The sequence below is a fragment of the Aeromonas sp. MdU4 genome, assembly GCF_041929505.1.
In the GTDB taxonomy this organism is placed as follows: Bacteria; Pseudomonadota; Gammaproteobacteria; order Enterobacterales; family Aeromonadaceae; genus Aeromonas.
Genome location: NZ_JBHFMW010000027.1, coordinates 121,805 through 147,843, shown reverse-complemented (window position 1 = coordinate 147,843; position 26,039 = coordinate 121,805). Strand labels below are relative to the sequence as shown.

The following is a 26,039-nucleotide window of genomic DNA, read 5'->3' as shown; positions in this document are numbered from 1 at the left end:
AATTTGAAAGGCCTTCCTGACTGGGAAGGCCTTTTTGCTATGGGCGATTTGCCCATTAGCCCACAGAGTTGCACACCAGAACAAACCCCAAAGCCCGGTCATAGAACCGGGCTTTGGGGTTTTCAGCCTATTGGAGACCCCAATAGTTGCTTTTGCCAGGGGGAAGGGCGCTGGCAGGCATGTTATTCCCTTCTTATGGTGTGTAATCACCGTTATTTTTGCGTCATTCATAACCATTTGTGCTGGTTTAATGTTGGCCAAACTCTGCTCACTGCGTGTGATTAGGGTTGTATCTCGCTTATAACTCGGTAGAGTAAGGGCATCTTGAGTTTGCCTGTCCCGCTCTGAATTTGCCGGGATTCAGGTGTAACTTGGCCAGTTTTTATCAACCTTAAGTCAGTGGTATCGATATGGAACAAGTAAACAAGTCCACCTTCAGCGATGTATTGGAATATGTGCGTATGTCCCGTCGCCAGAACAAACTCAAGCGTGAAATCGCGGATAACGAGAAGAAGATCCGTGACAACCAGAAGCGTGTACTGCTGCTCGATAACCTGAGCGATTACATCAAGCCGGGTATGAGCATTGACGACGTACAGGCGATCATTGCCAACATGCGTGCCGACTATGAGGAGCGGGTTGATGATCACATCATCAAGAACGCAGAGCTCTCTAAAGAGCGTAAAGATCTGAGTACCAAACTGAAGGGCATGAGCTCTCACAAGTAAGGCTTACTCTTTTTGGGTAAGATGCACCGGCCACTGGCCGGTGTTTTGTTATCAGCTCGGATCTCTTCTCCTTCTGCAACAATCGGCTCCCCTTTTTAGAATTGCCCTGTTACCATGACTACAAAGCAGTCAATAGTTTCAAGCCATTGACTTGAAAAGACTAAGCTTGAGCAAGACACAATAAATTGCGCAACCATGGTGGGGCTGATATGGGCGCATCAGAACAGACGGATTTGACACAAGTGGCATCTCAAGATTCATCTGCCCAGACCACGGACGGGCACCCGAAGCGCAAACGCCGTCCCTGGTGGCGCTGGTTGTTCTGCTTCCTATTCTTGGCGTGTCTCGGGGCGGTGATCACACTGGTTGGCTATGAGATGAAAACCTCTAAGCTGCAATCCCGTGAGATCTCGCGCTATGCCGCCAAGCTTACCTATCAGGTGGAGTCTGGCCAGAGCAAGCAGATCGCCTTTCCCGAGGATGGCCCGTTCGACAAGCGGCTTGGCTATGTGCAATTGCCGATGATGCAGGAGCGTTTGCTGCAACGGGGCTATGAAGTCAGCCAGCAGGTGCATTTCTCCGATGCGCTCTATGACTATGCCAAGCGTGGCTTCTTCGTGCCTTATACCGAGAAGGTGCAGGCCGGGTTAACGCTTCATGATTGCCGTGCTGAACCTTTCTATCAGTTCAAGTATCCGACTCATCACTATCCGGACTTTGCCTCTATTCCACCGCTCATCATCCAGTCGCTGCTCTTTATCGAGAACCGTGATCTGCTGAGCAACGAGGAGCCTTTGGCGAACCCGGCTGTCGATTGGCCCCGTTTTGCCAAAGCGGCGCTCTCTCAGGTGGGCAAGGCGCTGGATATGCAGGATCAATCTGCCGGTGGCAGTACCCTGGCGACTCAGGTGGAGAAGTATCGCCACTCGCCGGATGGTCTGACCCTGTCGCCGACCGAGAAGATCCGCCAGATGGCCTCTGCCAGTGTGCGAGCATATCGTCTCGGGCCTAAAACACTGGAAGCGCGCAAGCTGGTCGCCTGGGCTTATCTCAACTCGGTCCCGCTCTCTGCAGCTCCCGGATATGGTGAGGTGCATGGTCTCGGTGATGGGCTATGGGTCTGGTTTGGTGCCAATGTCGATGATGTGAATCGTCTGCTGGATCCGGCCCGCAACCAGAATGCGCCACTGGCTGAGCAGGGACTGGCGCTACGCCAGGTGGTCTCGCTGATGATCGCTCACCGTCGTCCCTCCTACTATCTGGCACAGGGCCGCGGGGCACTGGCAACGCTGACCGACAGTTATCTGCGCCTGTTTGTGCAGGAGGGGATGATCTCTCCGCCGCTGATGGAGGCGGCTCTCAAAGCCAAGATCACGTTCCGTGATTTCCTGCAATCGCCAGCCATTACCCGGGTGAACAACAACAAGGGGCTGCAAGTTGCCCGTACTCGCCTGAGCCGTCAGCTCGGAGTGCAACTCTATGACCTCGACCGGATGGATTTGACTGCAGATACCAGCCTCAACATGCCGTTGCAAAACGAGATCTCCCATTATTTGCAACAGTTGGCCGATCCGGCGTTTGCCGCTCAGGTTGGCCTGTTTGGTGATCGGCTGCTCTCTCCCGAGAAGACCGGTGATGTGCGCTATAGCTTTACCCTGTTCGAGAAGTCGCCGGAGGGATTCAAGGTACGGGTACAGACTGACAACACCGATCAGCCGTTCGATATCAACGAAGGATCCAAACTGGAGCTCGGTTCGACCGCCAAATTGCGGGTGCTGACCACCTATCTGGAGATCGTGGCGGAGCTGCATGACAGTTATGCCGACATGCCGGCTGCGAGCTTGCGCAAACTGGTTGATACGTCGCAGGACAACCTCAGCCGCTGGGCCATCTCCTATCTGATGACAGCGCAGGACAAGAGCTTGCCGGTCATGCTGGAGGCTGCGCTGGATCGCCAGTACTCCGCCAGCCCCAGCGAGGGGTTCTTTACCGGTGGCGGTATGCACACCTTCAACAACTTCCGTAGAGAGGATAATGGCCGGATCCCTGCCATCCGCGATGCACTGCGCGAGTCCATCAACCTCCCGTTTGTTCGCCTGTTGCGCGATATCGTGCGTTACAGCCTCTACAAGGAAGGCAATCGCGCCCAACTGCTCAAGGATGACAAGGATCCTCGTCGTCAGGAGTATCTGGCCAAGTTTGCCGACAAAGAGGGGCAAACCTATCTGCTGCGTTTCTGGCGCAAGTATCACGGCAAGACGGCCGAGGAGCAGCTTGATACCTTTCTTGATGGCCTGAAGCCGAGCGCTGTGCGTCTGGCTGCCGTTCACCGCTATCTGATGCCTGATGCTGATGAGGCAACCTTTGCCGTGTTCCTGGCTGAACGGTTGCCACGGGAAAAATTGAGCAGCACCCGGATCAACCAGCTGTACGTCAGCTATGGCCCGGGCAAGTATTCCCTGCCGGATCAGGGCTACATTGCACGGGTGCACCCGCTGGAGCTGTGGCTGCTCTCCTATCTCAAGCAGTTCGACAAAGCGACCTTTGCCGATGCCGTTGCTGCCAGCCGTGACGAACGCCAGGAGGTTTACAGCTGGCTGTTCAAGACCCGTCATCGCAGTGCTCGTGATAGCCGTATTCGCACCATGCTGGAGGTCGAGGCTTTCCTCGATATTCACCAGCGTTGGGCACGGCTGGGTTATCCGTTCGATCATCTGGTGCCGTCGCTGGCGACCGCACTGGGGAGTTCAGGTGACCGTCCGGCAGCATTGGCAGAGCTGATGGGAATTATCCAGAACGGAGGCATTCGGGCGCCGACGTTAAGGATCGAGCACCTCTCGTTCGCCAAGGATACGCCGTTTGAGACCGAGTTCGAGCCAACTCATACGGAAGGCACGCGGGTGCTGCCCGCAGAGGTCGCGACTGCTCTGCGCAATGCGCTATCCAAGGTGGTGGAAGGGGGCACGGCAAGGCGCATTGCCGGTGCGTTCGCCCTGCCGGATGGCACTGTGCTGCAGATGGGGGGCAAGACAGGGACGGGGGATAACCGGCTCGAGACAGTTGGCCGCTATGGCAACGTGACCAGCTCGCTGGCCCGCAACCGTACGGCGACGTTTGTCTTCTATCTGGGGGATGATCACTTCGGCACACTGACCGCTTATGTGCCGGGCAGTCAGTCAGACACGTTCCGTTTTACCTCGGCGCTGCCGGTACAAGTGCTCAAGGGGATGGCTCCGCTGCTGATACCTTATCTGCAACCGGGGGCTCATACCCAGTGTCTGGCGACCCAGTGATATGTATGGGTCTGTAGCTAACAGACGGGGAGGCTGGTATGCCTCCCCGTTTCATTATTGCCGTCCGTCAGTTCGACTCTAACGCACTGATGGTCAGTCGTTCAGAATGAACTGCTCAATTACCTGAGCCACGCCATCTTCATCGTTGCGGGCCGTGGTGTGCTGGGCCAGCGCCTTGATCTCGTCGGTGGCGTTGCCCATGGCCACGCCAAGTCCTGCATATTCGATCATATGGCGATCGTTGCCTGCATCCCCGACGGTGATTACCTGGGAGGCATCCAGACCCAGATGTTCGGCCAGCGCGGCCACGCCGGTGCCCTTGTTGCTCTGTTTGTGCATGAATTCGAGGAAGAAGGGGGCGCTTTGTACCACGGTATAGCGCTCATAGAGCGCTGCAGGTAGCCGCTCGATGGCGCGGGAGAGCTGGGGCGGCTCGTCGATCATCATCACCTTCATGATCTGTTCATCGGCAGGCAGGGTCGCAAAGTCGATCAGCTTGATCGGCATGCCAATCAGGCGGGATTCGTGCTCGGTGTAGGTACTGACGCGGGGACTGATCAGGCCACGGGTGACCGAGAAGCCGTGCACGTTGACCTCCAGCTCGTTGGCCAGCTTGGCTACGGCGCTGGCGTCGGCACCAGTCAGCAGTTGGCTGCGAATGATGTGCTGATCGGCAACTTGCTGCACCAGAGCACCGTTGTAGCAGATGACGTAATCATGCTCGGTGGTGAGGCCGAGCTCTGCCAGATAACGGCTCATCCCTTCCAATGGGCGACCGGAGGCCAGCACCACTGTAACCCCTTTGGCGCGTGCGGCCGTGATGGCGGCGTGGGTGCGGGGAGTAATCTGGCCCTGCGGGTTGAGCAGGGTGCCATCCATATCCAATGCGATCAGCTTGTACATCTCTCACTACCTGAGTCTGGGTGGCCCGCCCGGTGGGGCCAAGGAAGAGGCGAGTGTAGCGAAAATCAGCGGCTGGATCACGGCCAGAGCGGAGAAGGATGGGGGCAGATTGACTTATTTGTGTCCTTCATAGGGATTCATCAGCAGTTGATCTTCGCGGATACAGAAGTGGATGGGGCCATGCTCGATATCGACCCGGTTATGGTGGTGGGCCATCTCCACCTCGACACCGGGGAAGAGGTGCTGGGTGGCGATGATATCCATTTCGGCCATCAGTTTCTGCAGCTCTTCATGGTTGGCAGCCAGCTGTTCCTCCAGGTGGCGCAGCTCGAGTTGGTGGCGCTCGCGGATGGGCTTCAGCTTGCGCAGGGTATCCGGGTTGCGCTTGTCACTGGGCAGTTGTACCAGTCGCATCACCAGCTCCTTGATTTTCTCCAGCTGTTCCTGACAGGCCTGTTGCTGCTGTTTGAGCTGATGCTCCTGCTCCTTGTGAGTGAAATAGCCGCCAAGGATCTGCAGCCGGGTTCGATTGCCTGCTGACGCTCCCAGCACCGGCGAGATGATGAGGCGGTTGGCAATAGTGACCCCTCCCAGCAGGTTGCCCTTGCGCATCCCGCTGTCTCCTACCTTGATGTCCTGTCCGCTGCGGCTATAGCAGTGGCTGAGCTGGCTCTGGATCTGGATGTCCCCACCCGCCTCCAGCTGGGCATACTGGGCGTAGCTGGCATGGATCTCGCCCTGGGCATTGAGCTGGCAGAGATATTCGCCCTGTTCGTTGCGTCGGCCAATGATGCCATGGCGTACCGTGATGGTGCCGCCTGCCTCAATCCAGCCCCCTTCGATAAAGCCGCCGATGACAATATCGCCGCTGACCGAGATCCTCATGCCCGGATTGACGTCGTCATTGACGATCAAGCCCCCTTCAAAGGTGATGTGACCATGGCGTGCATCTACCCGTTTGACGCTGAGCACCTCGTCTACCTTCATGCCTGATTTTTCCTGGCAGGGCAGCCCAGCACGGCTGGCAATCAGCAGGTCGGGGTCATCGGGGGAGAAGAAAGTGCCTTCTCCGGCACTCATCGGGCTGTCTTTGCCATGCTTGGCGGGCAGCTCCTGCCCAGTTACGGTAAAGCCGGGAATTCCTTGGGTGGCGGGGTGGCGGCGCATCAGCTGGGCACCTGCCTTGACGGTGACGATGGAGCCGAGATCCCGCAAGTCGACCCGATCATGATCCAGCTCCTGAGGCTTGAGGATCCGTTCGGCGGGGGTCTCCACCAGCCGCTCATAGCGGGTATCCTGACCGTTGACCGCGGGCTGACCGCGAGCAATAACCAGCTTGAGCAAGCTGCCGGGTGCTGCCTCTTTGGCTGACTGAATGGCGGTGGCAAGCAGGTGATCGGTAACCCCCTGTTTGATTTCGCTGAGGGAGATGGCCTCTTGCAACTGCTCGAGGGAGATATATTTACCGCCCCAGTCGGCAGTGATCTGGGCGCAGGCACTCATCCGATCCTTCTCCACCACTATGATGACTCTGGCATCTTGTCGTTTGGCGATGGGGATGGGGGTGGTAGGGACGGAGGCGGCGGGGTTGGCTTGCAGCATGTTGAGCAGGATGATGGCTTGCTTGAACCCTTCCGCCAGCGGTTGATAGCGGCGGCAGTTGGAAGCGAGCAGCAGGGCTTGAATATCCTGTTCCGTGACAGGTTTGGTGAGACCGGCGGCAATGCGCAGGCAAACCAGATCCATATCGCTAGATAGCAGCAGCCACTCTTTGCTTAACACTGCATCTCCTTGCCGGGTTGGGGGAGGGGCGATCGGTTCGCCTCCCTACTGTCATTTAATCTCTCAATGATGGATAAAGCGAATTGCTGGCCCCGAGAGTGGGCAGTATCTGGATATTTCTGCTGAATGGTCAACGGATTGAGGCCAAATGGGTGATGGGGGCGGAATAAATAATGATGGCGCCATTCAGCAGTGAGTCGGCAAACACCGTCAGCCCGCAGGAGGGCCGGATTCCATGTGATTGGTGGCACTGGCAGGACAACTCACTATGAGTATCGTTGGGCGGTTCTGGTCAGGGTCTGGTAGTCGCCAAGTACCGGCAGCGCTTGCTGAAAACGACGTAACATGTCGATCGCGGCAAAGGCGAGGATCTTGCGACGGCTCTCCGGATCGGGATGGCTGACTCTCACCGTTTGGCCGATCTGTAGGCCATCTGCACAGAGCAACAGCGGTGTCCCCTCCTTGCCCTCCCGTCCAATGGTCAGTTGCAAACCCACGTCGGTAGCCGGAACTCTTGCCAGCTCGTCCGCAAGATCCGGGTTGAAGCGAGCGGCCAGCTGGGGATAGCCGTAGCAAAATGCCAGCAGAGCGCCGCCACTCTCCCCCTCCAGCAGGGTCAGCGGCCTGTCTTGCAGCAGCGTGAGGATCTGCTGCGCCGGTTCCTGATCCCCCCGGCCAACCAGCCAGGGCTGGATGGCCGCGAGCAGCCTCACTTCAGCGGCATCCATGTCTGCCTGGCGGGCGCCATGGCCGATCAGTTTCAGCTCGATGAGCGGCATGGCGGAGCGATAACCCAGCTCGATGCCAGTGGGCCAGGGGGCTGCATCCAGCATGTCGCTGAGGGCCGACTCCGAGACGCCGAAGGTGTAGAAACGGCGCAGCTCGGTGTCGGTCTGTGTGCCCGCCAGTGCCTTGAGGCGCGGCATAATCTGCTCGCGCACCATCTGTTTGAATTCGAACGGGACGCCCGGGGTGAAGAAGAGTTGGCTCTGGCCACTTCGCACGACAAAGCCGCAGGCGGTGCCGACCGGGTTATCGAGGAGCTCGCACCCCTGCGGCAGCCAGGCCTGCTTGGCGTTGCTCTGCGCCATGACACGACCGCGGCTGGCGTAGCGGGCGGTGATGGTGGCGAGCCAGTCGGGGAAGAGGGTCAATGGTTGGTTGAATGCCTCGGCCGCTGCCTGGGCAGTGAGATCGTCGGCAGTGGGGCCGAGCCCGCCGCACACCAGCACCACATCGGCGCGGCTGGCACTCTCCTGCAGCACGGTTTTCAGATCGGTGAGGTTGTCCCCCACCGTCAGGCGACGGCGCACCTGCCAGCCCTGCTCCAGCAGCAGGGCGCTGAGCCAGGCCGCGTTGGTATCGACCACCAGACCCGTCACTATCTCGTCTCCGGTACTGATGATCTCGATACGCATGGCGGGCTCCTTGGATGAAAAGGGTGACAAACCTTGGCCTGGGGCCAGGGCAATCAGGGTTTGTTGTGCTCGAAGTAGTAGCTGATCCGGGTGCGCGGGTTGAGATACTCGAACACGGCGGGTGGCAGCCGTTTGGGGTGGATCACCTTGGCGATGGAGAGATCCGCCTGCTGCAGGTCGATGATGGCCGCCTCCTGACGCGGGATACGCGGATCGTAGACCAGCACCGAGGGGTAGAGCAGGCGCGAGGCGTTGACCGACATCACCAGCCCGACCTGACCGTTGGAGAGCTGCACCACGCTGCCGGGGGGGTAGATCCCCATCAGCCGGATCAGCATGCTGAGGTACTCCGGATTGAACTGGGCCTTGCGCTGCTTGTAGAGGCCGCTCAGGGCGGAGTAGGGCACTTTGGCCTGCATGTGGCAGAGGTTATCGTACTCGTTGATCAACGACACAATCTGGGTGAGCGGATCGAGCTGCCCCTTCTTGAGCCCCTCCGGTCCGCTGCCATCCAGATATTCATGATGGTGCAGCACTATGCCCTTCGCCTCGGCCGGGAAATCTTTGGCCAAGTTGAGCAGGTCGAGGCCATAGCGCGGGTGCTGGGCCATCAGGTTCTGTTCGGGTTTGGTCAGCGGCTCGGTCTTGCGCAGGATCTGGCTCGGGATTTTCAGCTTGCCGATGTCGTGGAACAGGGCACCCATGCCGATCTGACGGATCTCGTCGGCCGTCATGCAGCACTCCTTGGCGAGCAGCATGCTGAGCACGCTGACGTTGAGGGAGTGGAAATAGAGGTTGTTGCCATCCTCGCCGTCGGAGACCAGATGGAGCACCATCTCATCCACCGAGAGCAGCTGCTCGGTCATGGCGTTGATCAGCTCCTGCGCCTCACCGATGGCATTGAGGGGGCGAGACTGGATCTTGCTCATCACGCTGCGCACCTGTGCCAGCGACTGCTGGAACTGTTTCTCGCACTGCTGCAGCTCGCGGCGATACTGCTGGAGCTGCTCGATGCGGCGCTCTTTCTCCTGCTGCATCTCTGCCTGGCGCTGAGCGGCATCCGCCGTCTCTTGCGGCTGGGGCTGCACCTGACTGAGGGGTTTGGGCGGGGAATCGCTCTTGTCGGGGATGATGGTGACCAGTTTCAAGCCGAGTCGACGGATCAGCTCAATCTCCTCTTCACTCTTGATCTTGAAGCTGGAAAACAGGAACGGGTGTTCGCGCCACCCCAGTGGCAGGGATACATAATTGCCGACTTGCAGCCGATCTACGGAAATCTTGATACCGGTCATTATCTTGGAAGCAGGGAAGATACTGAGCCGTATGCTAGTCAAAGGTGAGGGTGAATACAAAAGGTATCTGATGACAGAGCGGGAGCTTTATTATAGGCTTCTAGATGTCCAGACATATTTACCGATGCAGTACAGGGAGTAAGCATGCCGATCAAGATCCCGGATCAGTTACCCGCCGCCGAAGTGCTGGGGCAGGAGAACATCTTCGTGATGACGGAATCCAGGGCCGTCACTCAGAACATTCGCCCGCTGCGAGTGTTGATCCTCAACCTGATGCCCAAGAAGATTGAGACCGAGATCCAGCTGATGCGGATGCTCTCCAACTCGCCGCTGCAGGTAGATGTCGATCTGCTACGCATCGACGATCGGGAGTCGAAGAACACGCCGCAGGCGCATCTGGAGAACTTCTATCACGACTTCGAACAGGTGCGTGGCAACAACTACGACGGCATGATCATCACCGGGGCGCCGCTCGGGCTGGTGGAGTTCGAGGAAGTGGTCTATTGGCCGCGCATCGTCGAGATCATCGAGTGGTCCCATCAGCATGTGACCTCCACCCTCTTTCTCTGCTGGGCGGTGCAGGCGGCGCTGAAGGCGCTCTATGGCATGGAGAAGCAGACCCGTGGCGAGAAGCTCTCCGGTGTCTATCACCACCATCGCCTCGACGAGCACGAGCCGCTGCTGCGTGGTTTTGATGATGAGTTCGTCGCGCCCCACTCCCGTTATGCGGCATTCGATGGCGATCTGATCCGGGCTCACACCGATCTGCAAATATTCGCCGAGTCAGCAGAGGCGGGCGTCTATCTGGCGGCGACCAAGGATTGTCGTCAGGTCTTCGTCACCGGTCATCCCGAGTACGATGTCCTGACGCTGGATGGGGAGTATCAGCGAGATCTGGCGGCTGGGATCGAGCCGGCCATCCCGGTCAACTACTACCCGAACAATGACCCGAGCCAGACCCCGCGCGCCAGCTGGCGCAGCCATGGCCACCTGCTGTTTGCCAACTGGCTCAACTACTATGTCTACCAGCTCACCAGCTACAAGGTGGAGGATATCGGTAGGGTCTTTACCTACGACCAGAGCGGCAAGTAGTTCAGTCGTTGTCCTCCAGCCGGTCGGCCAGCGTATCGAGCCACTGGCGGTGCACGGCGAGTGTGAATGCCTTTGGTCTGCGGGCTTTGATGGTGGTTATGACCTCGTCGAGGGGCTGGCCGAAAGAGAGCAGCAGTGTCGCGGCCATCAGCCCGGTACGGCCACTTCCCCCCTTGCAGTGAATGGCCAGATGTTTGCCATCGTGCAGCAGGCAGATCAGTTGTGGTAATGCTTGCTGCCAGGCCCGCTCGAAGGCCGCATCAGGGGCTTTGTCATCCTCTATGGGCAGGTGAAACCAGCGCATCCCTTCGTGCTCGACCTCTTGGCCGAGGTGCGCCAATTCAAATCTTGCCAGTTCGGTGCTGGTCATCAGGGTGATGACTCCGTGGGCTCCGGCCAGCTTGAGCTGATCGAGCGCCAGGGTCAGCGGCACCTGCTGGGTGCCGGGGCAGGGGGTCAGCAACAACTGGCCATCGACACGAGGAACTTCCAGGCTCCAGAAAGGGTGAAACGGGTGCATGACAGATCCTCGAGTTGTTGCGGGTTGGCAAAGCCCTGCGAATGGCGCCAAGCATAGGGTGGCAGGGGGCGATGTCAATGGCCGTTGTGTTTGCCCCGTTTTACGGGCAGAGTCTAAAAAATTGAGCGGTTCAAGGAGTTAAGATGAGAAACCTGGATCAACTGGATTTGGATATCCTGGCCCATCTGTTTCGGGATGCGGGCATGACCAACAAGGATCTGGCCGCGCTGGTGGGGGTTGCCCCTTCTACCTGTCTGGAGCGGGTGCGCAAGCTGCAGCAGGATGGGGTGCTCAAGGGGGCACACTGCGAAGTGGATTATCAGGCCCTCGGTGGTCACATTCAGGCCATGGTCTCCCTGCAACTGGCCCGCCACAGCCGTCAGATCATCGATGCCTTCCGCGATGCCATTCTGGCGCTGCCCGAAGTGATCAGTCTGTTCCACATGGGGGGCAAGGATGATTTTCTGGTGCACCTGTGTGTCTCCGATACCGAGCACCTGCGCAACTTCGTCTTTGACCACTTCACCTCCCGCGAAGAGGTGGTGCACCTCGAAACCTCGCTGGTGTTCGAGCACAAGTTCAGTCGCTCCCTGCCCTGTTTTACCCAGTCATAATGGCCAGTGAGTCGGCCGGGTGAGCAGAGAGAAAAAACCGCCGATTGGCGGTTTTTTCTTTTCGGCTATCGGGTCAGCATCAGCGCCATCGGGCATGGGTGGCTCAGTTGGCGGCGGTGCGCTCATCCTTTGCCGTCTGATACAACCCTTTCTGATAGGCCATGCTGCCCCAGAGCACCAATCCGAGCGCACTCTCTTTCAGCTCGTCCGGTTGTGCAGCCGGGGTCAGCTTTTCGCTGGCATCATCGTAGACATAGCCTTCCGCTGCCCGCTCGGGTTGCAGGATTACCACATCTTTGCCGCGCATTAGCGCGAAGTTCTTGTCGTACTGCATGATGGCGCGCCCCGGCCAGTCGGCGGGCATGCGGGTGAGATCTTGGCCGAGCATGGGATAGTCGGCGCTGATCCCCATCAGGGAGAGCAAGGTAGGCGCCATGTCGATCTGGCTGACGATGCGCGGATCCTTCTTCGGCGTTATACCCTCACCCACTATGACCCCGGGGATATGGAAGCGGGGAATGGGCACCAGGCTGGCGCCACCGACCCGGCTGTCGTGATCGGCGATGACCAGGAACAGAGTATCCTTCCAGTAATCCGACTGTTTCGCCTTCTTGAAGAACTCGCCGATGGCGTAATCCGCATACTTGGCCGCGTTGTTGCGGGTTTGCTTGGGCTGCTCGAAGAGTTCGATTCGATTGTCAGGGAACTCGAACGGATCGTGGTTGCTGGAGCTGAATACCAGACTGAAGAAGGGTTTACCCTCCTTGTGCAGCGCCCTGAAAGTCTCGTCGGCCTTGGCCATCAGATCTTCATCGGACGCCCCCCAGGATCCCTTGAACACCGGATTGTCGAAATCCTTCTGCTCGACGATGGTGGTGAAGCCATTGCCGAGGAAGAAGCTGCGCATGTTGTCGAAGTGACTCTCGCCGCCATAAATAAAGCTGGTGCTGTAGCCGTGCTGCTTGAGCAGATCGGCAATGGTGAAGAAGTTGGTCTGGCTCTTGCCGAGCTTGACGACGGCCTGCGCCGGGGTCGGCGTGAAGCCGGTCAGCACCGCCTCAATACCGCGTACCGAGCGGGTGCCGGTGGCATAGAGCTGCTCGAATGCCCAGCCCTGTTGCGACAGCGCGTCGATATTGGGGGTGAGCGGCAGACCGCCGAGGGAGCCGACGAACTGGGCGCCCAGGCTCTCCTGCAGCAGGATCACCAGGTTCTTCGGTTTGTCCTGCGTAGTGGTGGCCTGATTAAAGGTCTGGCTGGGCAGCCGGTCAGAGTTGAAGTCACTGGCCGGACGGCCACTCTCCTGGCGCATGATGGCGAGCACCTTATCATCAGCCATCTTGCCGTAAACCTGGCTGGCATCTTCCTCATTGCCCATCTGCTTGATGGCAAAGAAGAGTGAGTAAGAGGAGTTGACGGTCAGGGCGTTGACCAGCGGATCCTCGGCAAAGGCGACCATGGCCGGGTTGAGGGCGCGGTGACCCAGGCTGGAGCGGGCACCGAGAAAACCGATCGCCAGAATGAGCAGGGCGAACGCTGGCCGCCAGTACCAGCGTGGAAAACTGAGGCCACGCATCAGGCGACCACTCAGCCACCAGCCACCGGCCAGCACGGCGCCACTGAACACCACCGCCAGCAGCAGTTCCCCCTTGCGGCCAGCCCACAGCATGGAGAGCACCTCTTTCGGATAGATGAGGTACTCGACATAGAGGCGATTGGGGCGCACGCCATATTCGGTGACAAACGAGGGAGTGGAGATTTCGAGAAATAGCATCAGCCAGAGCCCGATAGTCAGCCAGACACGCATCAGCTGCAGCCAGCCCCGACCGATGGCGTGGGGCCCTGCCAGCAGCAGGGTGAACATGGCGGGGACGCCCCAGAGCCAGCAGAGGGTGGCAAAATCGACCCGGATCCCTTGCAGCAGCATCTCCTGCCAGCCAGCCACCGCATCGACCCGTTCCAGTTGCCAGAGGCCGAGGGCTATCCGGCTCAAAGTGAGGGAGCAAAGAGCGAGGGTACAGAAGATGGCAAAGGGCCAAAAGGGGCCTAATCGCTGTTTTAGAGCTGTCATGTTTATTCCTGATTGAGCCTGTAAACGTCTGTCCACAGACGTTTTTCCGATTTGTTATGGTGGTATGACAGGCAGAGTACGAGAAGGTTGCCTGTTTTATGCAATTAAAAGCCCCTTTCTTGCGGCCGTTATGCAAAAGTGTGAGGATAATCATCTGTTGCACACAGCATAACCTGCTGGACGAAATGTGAGCCGTGGCGTGTATGGGGGCGAGATGGCCATCTATAATGGCCGCGAATTATTTCAATCGGAGCCGAGGGATGCCGGTCTTTATCGATGTGGAGTATTTGCAGGGATGGCGCCTGTTTGTGGTGTTATCGGATGGCACCACCGGGGTACTGGATCTGACCTCTTGGCGCAGTCAGCCGCTATTTGCAAAACTGGAGAGCGAGCGCCACTGCGCCCGGGTCTTCATCAATCGTCATCACCAGCTGGCATGGCCCGCTGGCTGCACACTCTCCGCCCACGAGGTCTATCACCTGATCTCCCCCATTGATGAGCGGGAAGCCTTCAGTTAACCCCCTGATTTTGTGAGCTAACGCCAGATTGCTGTAACTGGAATGTTTGCTCATTTGCCTTTCCTAATTAACTTGGGTAAAACCTGCGCAACATTTTCTCAACCTGCCTTCGCTTCATCTGACAGAGGCTTGCCGCTTTCGCGCCGCAGGCCTTTTTTGCGGCCTGAAGGTAAACCTTTCCCTAGCTGAAAGGTTTGAGAAAGAACAAAAAACAAATACATAAGGAAAATGTATGGCTTGTCATATGCGCACACCCCTCGCCCTGCTGGTTGGCGGGCTCGCCTGCCACGGCGCCGCCGGTCAGGAACAGGTTCGACAGCTGGATCCCATGGTAGTGGTGGCGAGTCGCCCTGCCAGCACCCTGGAGGTGACGCTCGATCCCAAGAAGCCCGGCTCCCCCATGCCTGCTGCCGATGGCGCCGGTTACCTCAAAAACGTCACCGGCATGAGCATGGTGCGCAAGGGGGGGCTGGGCGGCGACCCCGTGCTGCGAGGGATGGGGATGTCCCGCCTCAACGTGCAGATGGATGGCGGTATGCTGGCTGGCGGCTGCGGCGGCCGCATGGATCCGCCTACCGCTTACATCTTCCCCCAATCCTTTGACCGGATCCGGGTGCTCAAGGGGCCGCAATCCCTCGAACAGGGGGCTACCCTGGCGGGCACTGTGCTGTTCGAGCGGGACAGACCCGAATTCACCGCACCGGGTATCAAGGCTGATGCTTCGGCCCTTTACGGCAGCTTTGGCCGCGATGACCAGATGGTGGATATGACGGCAGGCTCGACCGCTGGCTATCTGCGCGGCCAGTTCACCCACTCTGACAGCGATGATTATCGCGACGGCCACGGTGACAAGGTGCGTTCCTTCTATCGCCGCGAGAACGGCACCGCCCAGTTGGGCTGGACGCCGGGGGAGCACACTTGGCTGGAACTGACCGCCGAGCGCAGCAATGCCCGCGCCGCCTATGCGGACCGCACCATGGATGGCCCCATGTTTGACCGCGAGTCCTTCGGTCTCAAGCTCAAGCAGGAGCAGATCACCACTCATTGGCAGCGCAGCGAGCTGACCCTGTGGGACAACTACATCGACCACATCATGGACAACTTCAGCCTGCGACCAAACAGCGGCATGAAGATGCTCTCCAACCCGGATCGTCGCAACACCGGCGGGCGCTGGGCCAACGACATCGCCTTGCCAGCCGACTGGCTGCTGACCGCCGGGCTCGACAGCAACCGGGATCAGCACCGCAGCCGGAGTGGGGTCGACTATGCCACCAAGGAGCGCCAGCGCACCCTGCGCTTTGAGCAGCAGGGAGGTTTTGCCGAGCTGGGTCGTCAGCAGGGGGCCCATAGCTACAAGGGCGGTTACCGGCAAGACAGGGTCGAGACCACCCGTTACGGCGCGGGGGATCAGACCCTCTACAGCGAGACCGAGCACCTCGACAGCGGTTTTGGTCGCTACGAGTATCAGTGGTCGCCCCGCTGGTCCAGCTATCTGGCGTGGGGACAGGCAGAGCGGGCGCCGGACTACTGGGAGCGCAGCAAGGACAGCACCCCGTTCACCCTCAACCCGGAGCGCAGCCGCCAGTGGGATGCGGGGCTGGCTTTGCGCAGCCGCGAGCTGGATCTGACCCTTTCTCTCTTTAGCGCCAACATCAAGGACTACCTGCTCTACAACAGCAAGTCGTATCAGGTGCGCAACATCGATGCCCAGACCCGGGGCGGTGAACTGGAGGGGCGCTGGCAGTTTGCCGAGCAGTGGCGTCTCGATGGTGGTCTGGCGGTGGTCTATGGCGAAAACCAGAGCGACAACAAGCCGCTGGCGCAGATGCCACCCCTCGATGGCAAGCTGGCGTTGGGCTGGCAGCCGGACGAAGCGCTGAGCTTCACCCTGCTGGGGCGCGCCGTGGCCGCGCAGGATCGGGTGGACGTCGGCTCCGGTACGGTCGCCGGTCAGGATCAGGGGGAGACTCCGGGCTTTTTCACCATGAACCTGAGCGGCGCCTGGCAGTTTGCCAAGGGGTGGCAGCTCTCGGCCGGGGTGGACAACCTGTTCGACACCTTCTACTACGAGCACCTCTCCAAGTCGGTACACAGCAGTCAGGCCGGGTTGGGCTATGAGCAGAGCGGCCGCATTCCCGAGCCGGGTCGTGCCTACTGGCTCTCGGTCAACTACAGCTTTGCCTCCGACGGTGTGCTCTGAGCAAGATGAGCGGGTAACGTTTTCAGTCACAGACCCCTCTGCGAGCGCTCGCTATCATGGCGAAAAGCAGGTGCATTCAGACACTTGTGCTCACAGCGGGAACATAACAATGAAACAGGGAACGTTGCGTTATGGCGGCCTCATCGGGGCCGCCCTGTTACTCGCCGCCTGCGGCGGCAGTGGAAGTGCGGGTGGAGAGAGTACTCCCCCCGGCGTCAATCCGCCGGTCACTCATCCCCCCGCGACGACGGCGAGTCGCGCCTGTTATGGCGATGACCAGCCCGCCTGCAATCTGCGCATCTATCAGGTAATGGTGGAGTCCTTCGCCGATGGTGACGGCAGCGCCAACTACGGCGTCGGCTATGGCCCCTCCCGCCACAATGGCGATCTGCAGGGGATCATCGACAGCCTCGACCACATCAAGAGCCTCAACGTCAACGCCATCTGGCTCACCCCGGTATTTGACTCCTGCGCGGGGCAGGGGGGGGACGACAAGCTGGATGCTACCGGCTACTTCGCCTGCGACTACTTCAACGTCGATCCCAACTTTGGCAGCAATGCCAAGCTCAAACAGCTGGTGGATGGTGCGCACCAGCGCGGCCTCTACGTCTTCCTCGACGGGGTGTTTGGCCACGTCAACAAGGTGGGGGTGAGCAAGCCTTCACCCGCCGGGTTGCTGCCCGCCCTCAAGAGCGGCGGTGCCGGTTATCCGGGTCAGCTGGTGGATTACAGCCAGCCCCAGAGCCTCGCCTACTTCAAGGAAGTGGCCCGCTACTGGGTCGAGCAGTACGGCATCGACGGTTGGCGTCTCGATCAGTCTTATCAGCTCGGTCTTGATGAGTGGCGCGCCATTCGCAGCGAGGTGGAGCGGGCCAGCGCTGCGCGCAAGGCCGCCAGCCAGCAGTGGGGTACCCTCGGCTACATGGTGGGCGAGGTATGGAAGAGTGCCGACGAGATCCGTGCCGAGGCGTACGGGCCGAGCGACAATCCGGCGCTCTCCTCGGCGTTCGACTTCCCGCTGCGCTACGGTCTGGTGCAGGCGCTGGCGCTGGAGGAGTCTGGCAAGGGCGGACAGGGGGCCAGCGTGCTCGATGCCAGCTGGAACAGGGTGGAGAACTACCCGAATCACGCCATGCCGAATCTGATGCTGGGCAACCACGATCTGGTTCGTTTCGGTGATCTGCTGGAGCGCGGCCATTTCAATCCGGCGGAGTACTGGCAGCGCCACAAGGCGGCCTTCAGCTTCCTCGCTGCCCGCTCCGGTCCTATCACCTTCTATTACGGCGAAGAGTTTGGCGACGAGGTGCCGGGCTTTGCCGCCAAGGTCGGCGGTGACTGCGCGGCGCTGGGACTGTGCGACGACCATGTGGCCCGCAGCGACGGCAAGGTGCCGGGTGTCACCGGCTTTGTGCCGGGTAGCGAACAGGCAGAACTCAAGCAATGGCTCAGCCAGCTGCTGGCCCTGCGTGCTGCCCACCCCGCTCTCTATCAGGGGGAACGGGTCAAGCTGGTGGCGGATGGCAGCCTCTATGGCGACATCAAGCAGACGGCTACGGAGCAGATTGTCTACCTGCTCAACGTTTCAAGCACGCCCCTGAGCTACGCACTGCCGGTCGGCAAACTGCGCAGCGGCACAGCGCTGGTGGATCTGCAGAGCGGCGAGAGTCTGGCCATCGGTGGCAGCAGCGTGACGGTAGAGGTTCCCCCCTTGAGCGGGCGTTTCCTGCGTCTGCAATAAGTCAGCTGCAGCAAGTTGTGACAAGAGAGAGGGCCCCATCGCGAGGCCCTCTCTGTCATTGCGGGCTATGAGGTCATGGCGGCCTACGAGGTTATCTGACCCCGGTTCTCCAGCCGCTGGCGGAAGGCGCGGGCCAGCCGCTCGTAGAGATCCAGCGCCTCTTTGTCCTCAATGTTGCCGCGGATCCAGGGGTTATCGACTATCTCCAGCAGCACGCAGTCACGTCCCTGCTGGCGCAAATCAACCCCGAACAGGCCGTTGCCGAGCTGATGCACTGCGCGACGGGCGGTCTGCAGTACCCGCTCCGGCACCTCGTTGAGCGGCAACGCTTCGATCCGGCTCATGTCGAGCGGGTGCTTGCGGCGGCGGATGCGGTTGCCCGGCTCCGGCCGGTAGCGGCGGCAGGCAAACAGCGGCGAGCCATCGAGAAAACCGATGCGCCAGTCGAACTCGGCGGGGATCCGGCTCTGCACCAGCAGCAGGGCTGAGCGGGCCAACCCCTCATCCAAGAGGCGGGCCAGCTGCTGCTCGTCGCTGGCCATGGCGAGATCCCGCCCCTGCGCGCCGTCGGGCACCTTCACCATCAGCGGCAAACCGAGTCGCTGCACCAGCTCCTCCACATGGTGGCGGCCGCGGCGGGTCACCACCATGGTGGGCGGCATGGGCACGCCGCTGCGCACCATCAGCTCGTAGAGATAGAGCTTGTTGCTGCAGGCGAGGATGGCACGGGAGCTATCGATCACCGGCATCTGGAGCTGCTCGGCGCGGCGGGCAAATTCGAAGGTGTAGTGACCGACCGCCGTTTCGGCGCGCAGCCAGAGGGTGTCGAACTCCGGCAGCCGCTCGATCGCGGAGGGGGGGAGGATCTCGGCCCGGATCCCCTGCGCGGCGGCAGCCCGGATAAAGCGTTCCAGCGCCAGCCCATCGCTGCTGGCGCGTCCGTCGTTGGGGTCGACCAGAATGGCGAGCTGATAGAGCGGCGCGGCCTGCTCCTCGTCACCGCTGCCCACCAGCGCCTGGGCGTGGTGCTGCATCAGTGCCTTTTCGCTTTGGCTCAGCTCCAGCGGTGACAGGCTCTGTTGCTGGCGTACCGACCAGCCATGGCGGCCGCGCTTGAGGGTCAGCTCCTGCAGCGGCAGCTGGCTCAGGCCGTAGTAGTAGCGGGCCAGCCCCGCCAGCTCGCTCTGTTCGCACTGGCCGAAGATGGCGCGCACCCGGATTCGGTCTTCGCTCTGCTGAGCCAGCCACCCCTGCAGCTTGCGCCATAGCTTGGCTGGCGGCTGCTGGGGTTGCAGCTGGCTGATGGCCTGCAGACCCGGCAGGCAGTGGTGGCCGCGGGCCTGCGCCAGCAGCGAGCAGTAGTAGCCTGCGCTCAGGTGCTCCAGATTGCGGCAGAGGTTGATGATGCGGGGGCGGCCGCCGGTGGTGGGCACCCCGTGTTGCAGGTAGGTGCGGGCGGTCAGCAGATAATCGGCATGGCAAGGCCAGTCGCCCGGCTCTTCGACGATGACATAGGTACTCATATTTTCGGCTCCACAGATCAGACTGCCTGAACAGGCAGGATCCCCAGTGGGCTTCGATGCACCGACAAGCACGACAATGGCGCGAGGGGAAACAAGAGGTTACAGTGCCTAATATTCTGCCTTGGTAACTTGTGATACAAGTCGCATTTTTGGTGCTGAAGATAAATAACCGAACAAGGACTCCCCGTGTTGACCGTACGTGAGGCCCGAACCGATGATCTGGGCGCCATCGTTAATCTGGAACGTTACTGTTTTCCCCCGGAGGTCGCCTTTGGCCGCAGCCGCTGGCACTATCTGCTGGCCCACGCCAAAGGGCGCACCCTGTTGCTGCTGGATGAGAAGCATCAACTGATGGGCTATCTCTGCCTGCTGGAGCACAGAGGCTGGGATCGGCTGGTCATTCAGGCACTAGCTGTCCGCTGGACGGTGCGCCGTCTGGGCTGGGCCCGCCGCCTGCTGGAGCAGGTGATCCGCGAGGGCAAGGCTGCTGGCTGGGGGGCGATTCGCCTCGAAGTGGGGGACGCCAATGAAGAGGCGCTGGCCCTCTATCAGGGCTTGGGATTTCGTTCCCAGCAGCGGCTGGCGGACTACTATGGCCGCCACCAGCACGCCCACCGGCTGGTGCTGCCGCTGGTGAGCGACGAGGAGCGTGAGCGGCGCAGACGGGCTCGCACTCAGGCTCGCAAGCAATCTTCGCAGGCAAGCTGACTGTGTTGAACGCGCAGATTGGAGGATCAGGATGAGTTGCGACAACTGCCTTGCCACCGCCATCAAGGCCAAGCTGGGACGCTGCCCGGTCTGCGCTGGCCAGACCTTTGCCATCGGCCTGGTCGGCTGGCTGGTCTGGTGGTGGTGTGGCGCCGACACCTCGGTCAATGCCCTCACCGGCCTGCTGTTTGCGCTGGGTGGTTCGGGCCTGTTGCTGCTCCATCTGGTGGTATTTGTCTGGCGCAAGGCGACCGGACGTGAATTGAGCGATGAATGAATCTGAATAGATTCAAACAGATAAATAACAATATCGGTGTAGATATGGAGGTTCAGATGATAGCAATGGTAACGGGCGCCTCGTCCGGTTTTGGTGAATCCATCAGCCGCCAACTGGTGCAGGCGGGCTACAAGGTGATCGGCACCGGCCGCCGCGCCGAGCGGTTAGCCGCCCTGGCTGACGAGCTGGGCGAGCAGTTCCTGCCGCTGGTGTTCGATGTGCAGGACAAAGCGGCCACCCGCGCCGCCCTCGCCGGTCTGCCAGTCGCATGGAGTGAGGTGGATCTGCTGGTCAACAACGCCGGGCTGGCGCTGGGGCTGGAGCCAGCCCACAAGGCGGATCTGGAAGATTGGGAGCAGATGATCGCCACCAACATCAGCGGTCTGACCCTGCTCACCCGCCTGCTGCTGCCGGGCATGGTGGCGCGCAATCGCGGTCACGTCATCAACATCGGCTCCATCGCCGGTACCTACCCCTATCCGGGCGGCAACGTCTACGGCGCCACCAAGGCGTTCGTGAAGCAGTTCAGCCTCAACTTGCGTGCCGATCTGGCGGGCACCGCCATCCGCGTCACCAACGTGGAGCCGGGCCTGTGCGGTGGCACCGAGTTCTCCAACGTGCGCTTCCACGGTGACGACGCCAAGGCGGCCACCGTCTATCAGGGGGTGGAGGCGATCCAGCCGGAAGATATTGCCAATACCGTGCTCTGGATCAGCCAGCAGCCGGCCCACGTCAACATCAACAGTATCGAGATCATGCCGGTGGCTCAGACCTTCGGCCCGCTCAATATCAGCCGTCGCTGATTGCTGCATTTGACGAAATGAAAGAGGCTCCCAAGGGAGCCTCTTTGCGTTGGTGAGCCGATTACAGGCTCATGATCTTCTTGAACTCCTCCTCCGAGTACTTCTTCTCGCTGCTCTTGGTTAGATCCGTCATCAGCTTGTAGCGCAGATCTTTGGCCATCTGGTAGGTCTTCTCCAACTGGCCATAGGAGTAGTCGGCGGCCAGCCCGATGGTGGTGGCCTTGTCGTTGGCGTAGGCCTGCTTGAGGCTCTTATCGAGCAGCGCGACCTCCTTGTAAAGCTTGGTGCTCTCCTTGCTCCAGACGTTTCGCAGCAGCGGCAGGTATTTGTCCGGATCGGTGTTGGCCAGTGCGGTCAGGCTGCGGAACTGCCAGTAGGCGGAATCATCGGAGTAGCTGTCGCTGCCGGTGCGATAGGGCAGGGGATAGGACTCCAGCGTGTTGTAGAGCGGCACCATCACCGATTCGGCCAGCACACCGTAGCTTTGCCAGATGAGCCCCTGCAGCTCTTTGGGCATCTCCTTGCGCAGCTGGATAACGTGGGATTCCAGCTGGCGATCGATGCGGATCGGCCGCTCCGCCTTGCCCGCGAGCGGCGTACCTTCATAGGTGGCGCTCAGCAGTTTGGCCACGTCCGGCACGGCGATGGGAGCATCCGGCTTCATAAACAGCGGATATTGCGCCTGCCGGGTCGGCTGTGGGTGGCTGGCGGTCAGCATTTTCTGGCCGAGCCACTCCCGATCCACGTTGTAGGGGTCGGCAATCACCCCGAACGCCTTGGCGAAGTTGAAATCCTTCGGATCGGCGTTATCCAGCAGTTTATGTTCGCGTACAAACTCCAGCAGCTTGGGCGAGTGCAGCACATCGGCGCTGTCGAGATTGACGCCGTGGATGCGCAGGCCGTTGGCCACCATGGCGTAGCTGTCGTCCGGCACCCGCACCGCGATCCAGTGGTGGCCGGAGCCAATCTCCATCAGCCAGGCCTCGTTCACATCCGCCAGATAGAGGCTGTTGCCCTCCCCGGCACCATATTGCTCCACATAACGGCCGAGCAGTGCGACCCCCTCTTTGGCCGTCTTGGCCTGCGGCAGGATCAGGGTCGGGATGATGGCCTCGATGACCCCCTTCTCGATCAGTGGATCGGCTTTTTGGGCCTTGTCGTTGACCTCGGCACTGGTGGTGGCCGAGATGGCGACGTTGAACTCGTTGATGCCGCGCTGCTCAAACAATTTGCCCGCCGGGTCGCTGGCTGTGGCATCCCAGTCGTGGATGGCGGAGTAGGCGAAAAACGCTTTGGGCATCGGCACTTCCAGCCCATTGCCCAGTTTCCAGATTTTGCCCTCGTTCTGCTGTGCGGGCCGGAAGGCCAGATACTTGTTCCAGTTGTTGACGCCAAAGTCCTCGTTTCTGGCAATCATCACGCTGCCGTCGGCGCTGGCCCCCTTGCCGACGATAAGGCCGGTACAGGCGTCGGCACTGGTGCCAAGCAGAGTGAGCAGGGTGGCGGAGAGAAGACTCAGAGTATGTTTTTTCATAGGCGTACCCGAAGGGTTGCGGTGAGTGATAGTCAGGCGGCGGGATGAGGTGCAGGGGGCTGCAGCTCCGAGGTGGCAGCGGAGTGAGCGTGGCAGATTGGTCTGCCTATTATTAGTTTTACGAACAGATCATCCATGACACGGCTGGCTGGTTGTGATGTGCGCCAAAATTGTATTACTGAGTGGTTGTTTGTTTTGTGATCAAGCTGTTGTTCCTGACTCTTCTCTGGCGCGTTGGCAAGCGGACGGCGAAATGTGCCAAAGCAACATGAATCGGCAGCAGATGAGTCATTATTCTGACACCCCTGGCGCTGGATACGCGGTGAGAGCCGCCAGAGCGCGGGATCCCGCATCATCTGACAAGTTGGCCTGTAACTTGCTGGTTTAATTGATAATGGTGGGGCCTAACGCCCCATGTGACCGGATCAGCTAGTGCGTATTGCCAGATATGCGTACTGAATTGGAGCCCCAATGGATATCAAACCGTACAGCAAGCAGCTTGCCCAGATCGCTTCACACAACCGAGCCCTCACCACCCTCAACAGTGCCGGTGGTGGCCAGGGCGGTGGTTGGGAAGAGATGGTCAACCTCTCTTCCCAGCGCATGACCAGTCAGGCCCAACAGGTGTTGACCTATGAACATCTGGCCAAGAACAGCAAGTTGCCGCCCGCACTGGACATGAGCTCTGACAAGGGGGGCGTGGTGCAGCAACTGGTGGACAAGGCGCTGGGCTTCGATCGCAAGAAGTTCAACGAGATAGAGGACAAGCTCAAGACTATCGCCGACAACAAGAAGCTGACGCCGGAAGAGCGGGCGGAGCAGAGCAAGCCGCTCAACGAGCAGAAAGAGGCGATGCTGAAAGAGGCGATGGATCGTTTGACCGGCAAGAGTGACAGTAAAACCGGGAATAGCGGGCAGCTCGACAAGAGCAAAACGGCCTTGGCCTGACATCTTCCCGTTATCCTCGATCAGGTCGGCCCGGATGGGCCGATGTCGACCGCCAGTGGGCAAGGTTCTGCCACCTCTTTTGACCTCACCTCCTTGCAGGCGCACAATGTCCTCGCTCTGTTCAAGTCGAGGATCCCGCCGTGTACAACTTCCAATATGCCAACCCGACCCGCATCTGTTTTGGTGAGGGGCAGATCGCCAGCCTGCCAACGCTGATCCCGCCAGGCAGCCGCCTGCTGGTGCTCTACGGCGGCGGTAGCATCAAGCAGAACGGGGTTTATGAACAGCTGACCCAGGCGCTGGAAGGGGTGACGTGGCAGGAGTTTTCCGGCATTGGCGCTAACCCCAGATATGAGTTGCTGATGGAGGCGGTGGCGTTGGTGAAGCGCGAGCGCATCGACTTCCTGCTGGCGGTCGGTGGCGGCTCGGTAGTGGATGGCACCAAGTTTGTTGCCGCGGCAGCCTGTTATGAGGGAAGCGATCCCTGGGATATCTGCGGCAAGCAGGCGAGCGTCCACAAGGCGCTGCCGATGGGCTGCGTGCTGACCCTGCCCGCCACCGGATCCGAGAACAATCCCACCTCGGTGGTGAGCCGCGGGGATGTGAAGATCTCCTTCAGAAGTCCGCTGGTACAGCCGCAATTCGCGGTGCTCGATCCGGCGACCACTTACAGTCTGCCTGCCCGTCAGACCGGCAACGGGGTGGTGGATGCCTTCATCCATATCACCGAGCAGTACCTCACCTTCCCGGTGGGGGGCGATGTGCAGGATCGGCTGGCGGAAGGCTTGCTGCAGGTATTGGTGGAGAATGGCCCCAGGGCGCTGGCGGAACCGACCAACTATCAGGTGCGGGCCAATCTGATGTGGGCCGCCAGTCTGGCGCTCAATGGCCTTATCGGTTGCGGGGTGCCGCAGGATTGGGCCTCTCACGCCATCGGCCATCAACTGACTGCCCTCTACGGACTTGATCACGGCCAGAGTCTGGCGGTGGTGCTCCCTTCACTGCTGCGTGAACGGGCGAGCCAGAAGCAGGAGAAGCTGGCCCAGTTTGCCGAGCGAGTGTGGCATTCGACCCGCGAGGACAAGGCCCTGCGCATCGAGGAGGCGATTATCCGCACCGAGCAGTTCTTCCAGAAGATGGGACTGGGCACCCGGCTGGCCGACTATGGCCTGAGCGAAAGCTGCATTCCGGCGGTCTGCTCCAACCTCAAGCGGGTCGGGCGCACCGCGCTCGGTGAGCAGCAGGATATCGACCCGGATCGGGTGGCGCGCATTCTCGCCCGGGCGTTATGAACAGCCAGAAGGTGTGATGAGGAGATCGGGGGCCTGCTCTCATCTGACTGCCATCATGGCAGCCGTCCGCGCTAAACGAGATTGTTGCAAAAATACTTGGTTAAATAATTTTCTGGTTGCACAGGTGAAACAATATGGCGGCCACGTCAGCTGCCTGTTTCATCATGGTTGGCAAATCCCGCTGGCCGATCTTCCGGTCAATTCGTACTGACCAGGGGTTATCCCCGGCAATAACAAGGGCCGCTTGCTGCGGCCCTTGGTGTATCCGGCGGATCTGTTACTCGGTGCGTGCCTTGAGGTAGCCGGCGTAGTCCGGGATCTGCACGCTGAACGCTTGCTGCATGCGGGGGCTGTCCATGAGGAAGTCGGCGGTCGCTTCGTTGGTGGCGACCGGGATGTTCCATACCGCGGCCAGTCGCAGCAGCGCCTTCACATCCGGATCGTGCGGCACCGCATTGAGAGGATCCCAGAAGAAGAACAGCACATCGATCTTGCCCTCGGCAATCAGGGCGCCGAGCTGTTGGTCGCCGCCCATGGGGCCGGACAAGAGGCAGGTGATGGGCAGTTGCGCCTTCTTGCCGAGCATGGTGCCGGTGGTGCCGGTGGCATAGAGATGGTGGAGCTTGAGCTCCTCTTTGCGGCGCATCACCCAGTTCAGCAGAGGGGTTTTCATGTTGTCGTGAGCCACCAGCGCCACCCGTTTGTGGGGGGCCATCTCACGTGCAATCTGTTCCATGGAAATCGTCCGTAGCATTGTGATTGGAAGAGAGCAGTATCCTAATCGA

General features: G+C 60.2%; 22 protein-coding genes. 12 read left to right on the top strand and 10 right to left on the bottom strand.

Features of this window, described 5'->3' with window-relative positions:
* Positions 1-261, bottom strand: a 261-nt coding sequence (locus ACE1BR_RS16750; RefSeq protein WP_374872238.1) for a hypothetical protein, incomplete at its 3' end; no start/stop codon positions are given.
* A gap of 149 nt (positions 262-410) precedes the next feature.
* Between ACE1BR_RS16750 and tmaR the strand changes: the two genes are divergently transcribed.
* Positions 411-728 (top strand): PTS system regulator TmaR, encoded by a 318-nt coding sequence (gene tmaR / locus ACE1BR_RS16745; RefSeq protein WP_127006015.1) that lies wholly within the window; start codon positions 411-413, stop codon positions 726-728.
* Positions 729-937: 209 nt separating this feature from the next.
* The gene (locus ACE1BR_RS16740) at positions 938-4,021 is read left to right on the top strand and encodes a transglycosylase domain-containing protein (RefSeq protein ID WP_374872236.1); all 3,084 of its coding nucleotides are present in this window, start codon (positions 938-940) and stop codon (positions 4,019-4,021) included.
* 93 nt (positions 4,022-4,114) lie between these two features.
* Here ACE1BR_RS16740 and yidA read toward each other — a convergent pair whose 3' ends face one another.
* The 4 genes from yidA to ACE1BR_RS16720 form a co-directional block, all read right to left on the bottom strand.
* The gene (yidA, locus tag ACE1BR_RS16735; protein ID WP_374872234.1) at positions 4,115-4,924 is read right to left on the bottom strand and encodes a sugar-phosphatase; all 810 of its coding nucleotides are present in this window, start codon (positions 4,922-4,924) and stop codon (positions 4,115-4,117) included.
* A 114-nt stretch (positions 4,925-5,038) separates the two neighbouring features.
* A complete protein-coding gene (locus tag ACE1BR_RS16730; RefSeq protein WP_374872232.1) occupies positions 5,039-6,706 on the bottom strand; it encodes a DUF342 domain-containing protein in 1,668 nt (555 codons plus the stop codon).
* 266 nt (positions 6,707-6,972) lie between these two features.
* Complete coding sequence (locus ACE1BR_RS16725; RefSeq protein WP_374872230.1) at positions 6,973-8,124, bottom strand: CinA family nicotinamide mononucleotide deamidase-related protein; 1,152 nt, start codon at positions 8,122-8,124, stop codon at positions 6,973-6,975.
* Between the two features lie 53 nt (positions 8,125-8,177).
* Positions 8,178-9,416 (bottom strand): HD-GYP domain-containing protein, encoded by a 1,239-nt coding sequence (locus ACE1BR_RS16720; protein ID WP_374872228.1) that lies wholly within the window; start codon positions 9,414-9,416, stop codon positions 8,178-8,180.
* 144 nt (positions 9,417-9,560) lie between these two features.
* On the opposite strand from ACE1BR_RS16720, the gene metA reads away from it, so the two are divergent.
* Entirely contained in the window at positions 9,561-10,508 is a 948-nt protein-coding gene (metA, locus tag ACE1BR_RS16715) for a homoserine O-succinyltransferase (RefSeq protein WP_374872226.1), read from the top strand.
* 1 nt (position 10,509) lies between these two features.
* Here the strand turns inward: metA and ACE1BR_RS16710 are convergent, their stop codons facing one another.
* Positions 10,510-11,028: a protein tyrosine phosphatase gene (locus ACE1BR_RS16710; RefSeq protein ID WP_374872224.1), complete on the bottom strand. Its 519-nt coding sequence runs from the start codon at positions 11,026-11,028 to the stop codon at positions 10,510-10,512.
* Between the two features lie 143 nt (positions 11,029-11,171).
* Between ACE1BR_RS16710 and ACE1BR_RS16705 the strand changes: the two genes are divergently transcribed.
* Positions 11,172-11,642, top strand: coding sequence for an Lrp/AsnC family transcriptional regulator (locus ACE1BR_RS16705; RefSeq protein ID WP_111807690.1), 471 nt, complete (start codon positions 11,172-11,174; stop codon positions 11,640-11,642).
* Positions 11,643-11,745: 103 nt separating this feature from the next.
* On the opposite strand, the gene ACE1BR_RS16700 is transcribed toward ACE1BR_RS16705, so the two are convergent.
* Complete coding sequence (locus ACE1BR_RS16700) at positions 11,746-13,713, bottom strand: LTA synthase family protein (protein WP_374872222.1); 1,968 nt, start codon at positions 13,711-13,713, stop codon at positions 11,746-11,748.
* A gap of 260 nt (positions 13,714-13,973) precedes the next feature.
* On the opposite strand from ACE1BR_RS16700, the gene ACE1BR_RS16695 reads away from it, so the two are divergent.
* From ACE1BR_RS16695 to ACE1BR_RS16685, 3 genes are all read left to right on the top strand, one after another.
* Entirely contained in the window at positions 13,974-14,231 is a 258-nt protein-coding gene (locus ACE1BR_RS16695; protein ID WP_374872220.1) for a DUF2442 domain-containing protein, read from the top strand.
* Positions 14,232-14,463: 232 nt separating this feature from the next.
* Positions 14,464-16,431: a TonB-dependent copper receptor gene (locus tag ACE1BR_RS16690; protein ID WP_374872218.1), complete on the top strand. Its 1,968-nt coding sequence runs from the start codon at positions 14,464-14,466 to the stop codon at positions 16,429-16,431.
* Positions 16,432-16,540: 109 nt separating this feature from the next.
* The gene (locus tag ACE1BR_RS16685) at positions 16,541-18,169 is read left to right on the top strand and encodes an alpha-amylase family glycosyl hydrolase (RefSeq protein ID WP_374872215.1); all 1,629 of its coding nucleotides are present in this window, start codon (positions 16,541-16,543) and stop codon (positions 18,167-18,169) included.
* Between the two features lie 83 nt (positions 18,170-18,252).
* Here ACE1BR_RS16685 and ACE1BR_RS16680 read toward each other — a convergent pair whose 3' ends face one another.
* The gene (locus ACE1BR_RS16680) at positions 18,253-19,692 is read right to left on the bottom strand and encodes a RimK family protein (RefSeq protein ID WP_374872213.1); all 1,440 of its coding nucleotides are present in this window, start codon (positions 19,690-19,692) and stop codon (positions 18,253-18,255) included.
* A 186-nt stretch (positions 19,693-19,878) separates the two neighbouring features.
* Between ACE1BR_RS16680 and ACE1BR_RS16675 the strand changes: the two genes are divergently transcribed.
* Genes ACE1BR_RS16675 through ACE1BR_RS16665 form a run of 3 tightly spaced genes read left to right on the top strand, consistent with a single transcriptional unit; the run spans position 19,879 to position 21,480 of the window.
* Positions 19,879-20,400, top strand: a complete 522-nt coding sequence (locus ACE1BR_RS16675) for a GNAT family N-acetyltransferase (protein WP_374872211.1) — start codon at positions 19,879-19,881, stop codon at positions 20,398-20,400.
* Between the two features lie 31 nt (positions 20,401-20,431).
* Positions 20,432-20,677 carry a DUF3624 family protein gene (locus tag ACE1BR_RS16670; RefSeq protein ID WP_374872209.1) on the top strand — a complete coding sequence of 82 codons (246 nt, stop codon included), beginning with the start codon at positions 20,432-20,434 and terminating at the stop codon, positions 20,675-20,677.
* Positions 20,678-20,733: 56 nt separating this feature from the next.
* Positions 20,734-21,480: an SDR family oxidoreductase gene (locus ACE1BR_RS16665; RefSeq protein ID WP_374872207.1), complete on the top strand. Its 747-nt coding sequence runs from the start codon at positions 20,734-20,736 to the stop codon at positions 21,478-21,480.
* 61 nt (positions 21,481-21,541) lie between these two features.
* Here the strand turns inward: ACE1BR_RS16665 and ACE1BR_RS16660 are convergent, their stop codons facing one another.
* Complete coding sequence (locus ACE1BR_RS16660; RefSeq protein WP_374872205.1) at positions 21,542-23,014, bottom strand: C69 family dipeptidase; 1,473 nt, start codon at positions 23,012-23,014, stop codon at positions 21,542-21,544.
* Between the two features lie 471 nt (positions 23,015-23,485).
* Between ACE1BR_RS16660 and ACE1BR_RS16655 the strand changes: the two genes are divergently transcribed.
* Together ACE1BR_RS16655 and ACE1BR_RS16650 are read left to right on the top strand one after the other, a co-directional pair.
* Positions 23,486-23,962, top strand: a complete 477-nt coding sequence (locus tag ACE1BR_RS16655) for a hypothetical protein (protein ID WP_374872203.1) — start codon at positions 23,486-23,488, stop codon at positions 23,960-23,962.
* A 140-nt stretch (positions 23,963-24,102) separates the two neighbouring features.
* Positions 24,103-25,254: an iron-containing alcohol dehydrogenase gene (locus ACE1BR_RS16650; RefSeq protein WP_374872201.1), complete on the top strand. Its 1,152-nt coding sequence runs from the start codon at positions 24,103-24,105 to the stop codon at positions 25,252-25,254.
* Between the two features lie 277 nt (positions 25,255-25,531).
* Here the strand turns inward: ACE1BR_RS16650 and ACE1BR_RS16645 are convergent, their stop codons facing one another.
* Entirely contained in the window at positions 25,532-25,990 is a 459-nt protein-coding gene (locus ACE1BR_RS16645) for a methylglyoxal synthase (RefSeq protein WP_374872199.1), read from the bottom strand.
* Positions 25,991-26,039: the final 49 nt, after the last annotated feature.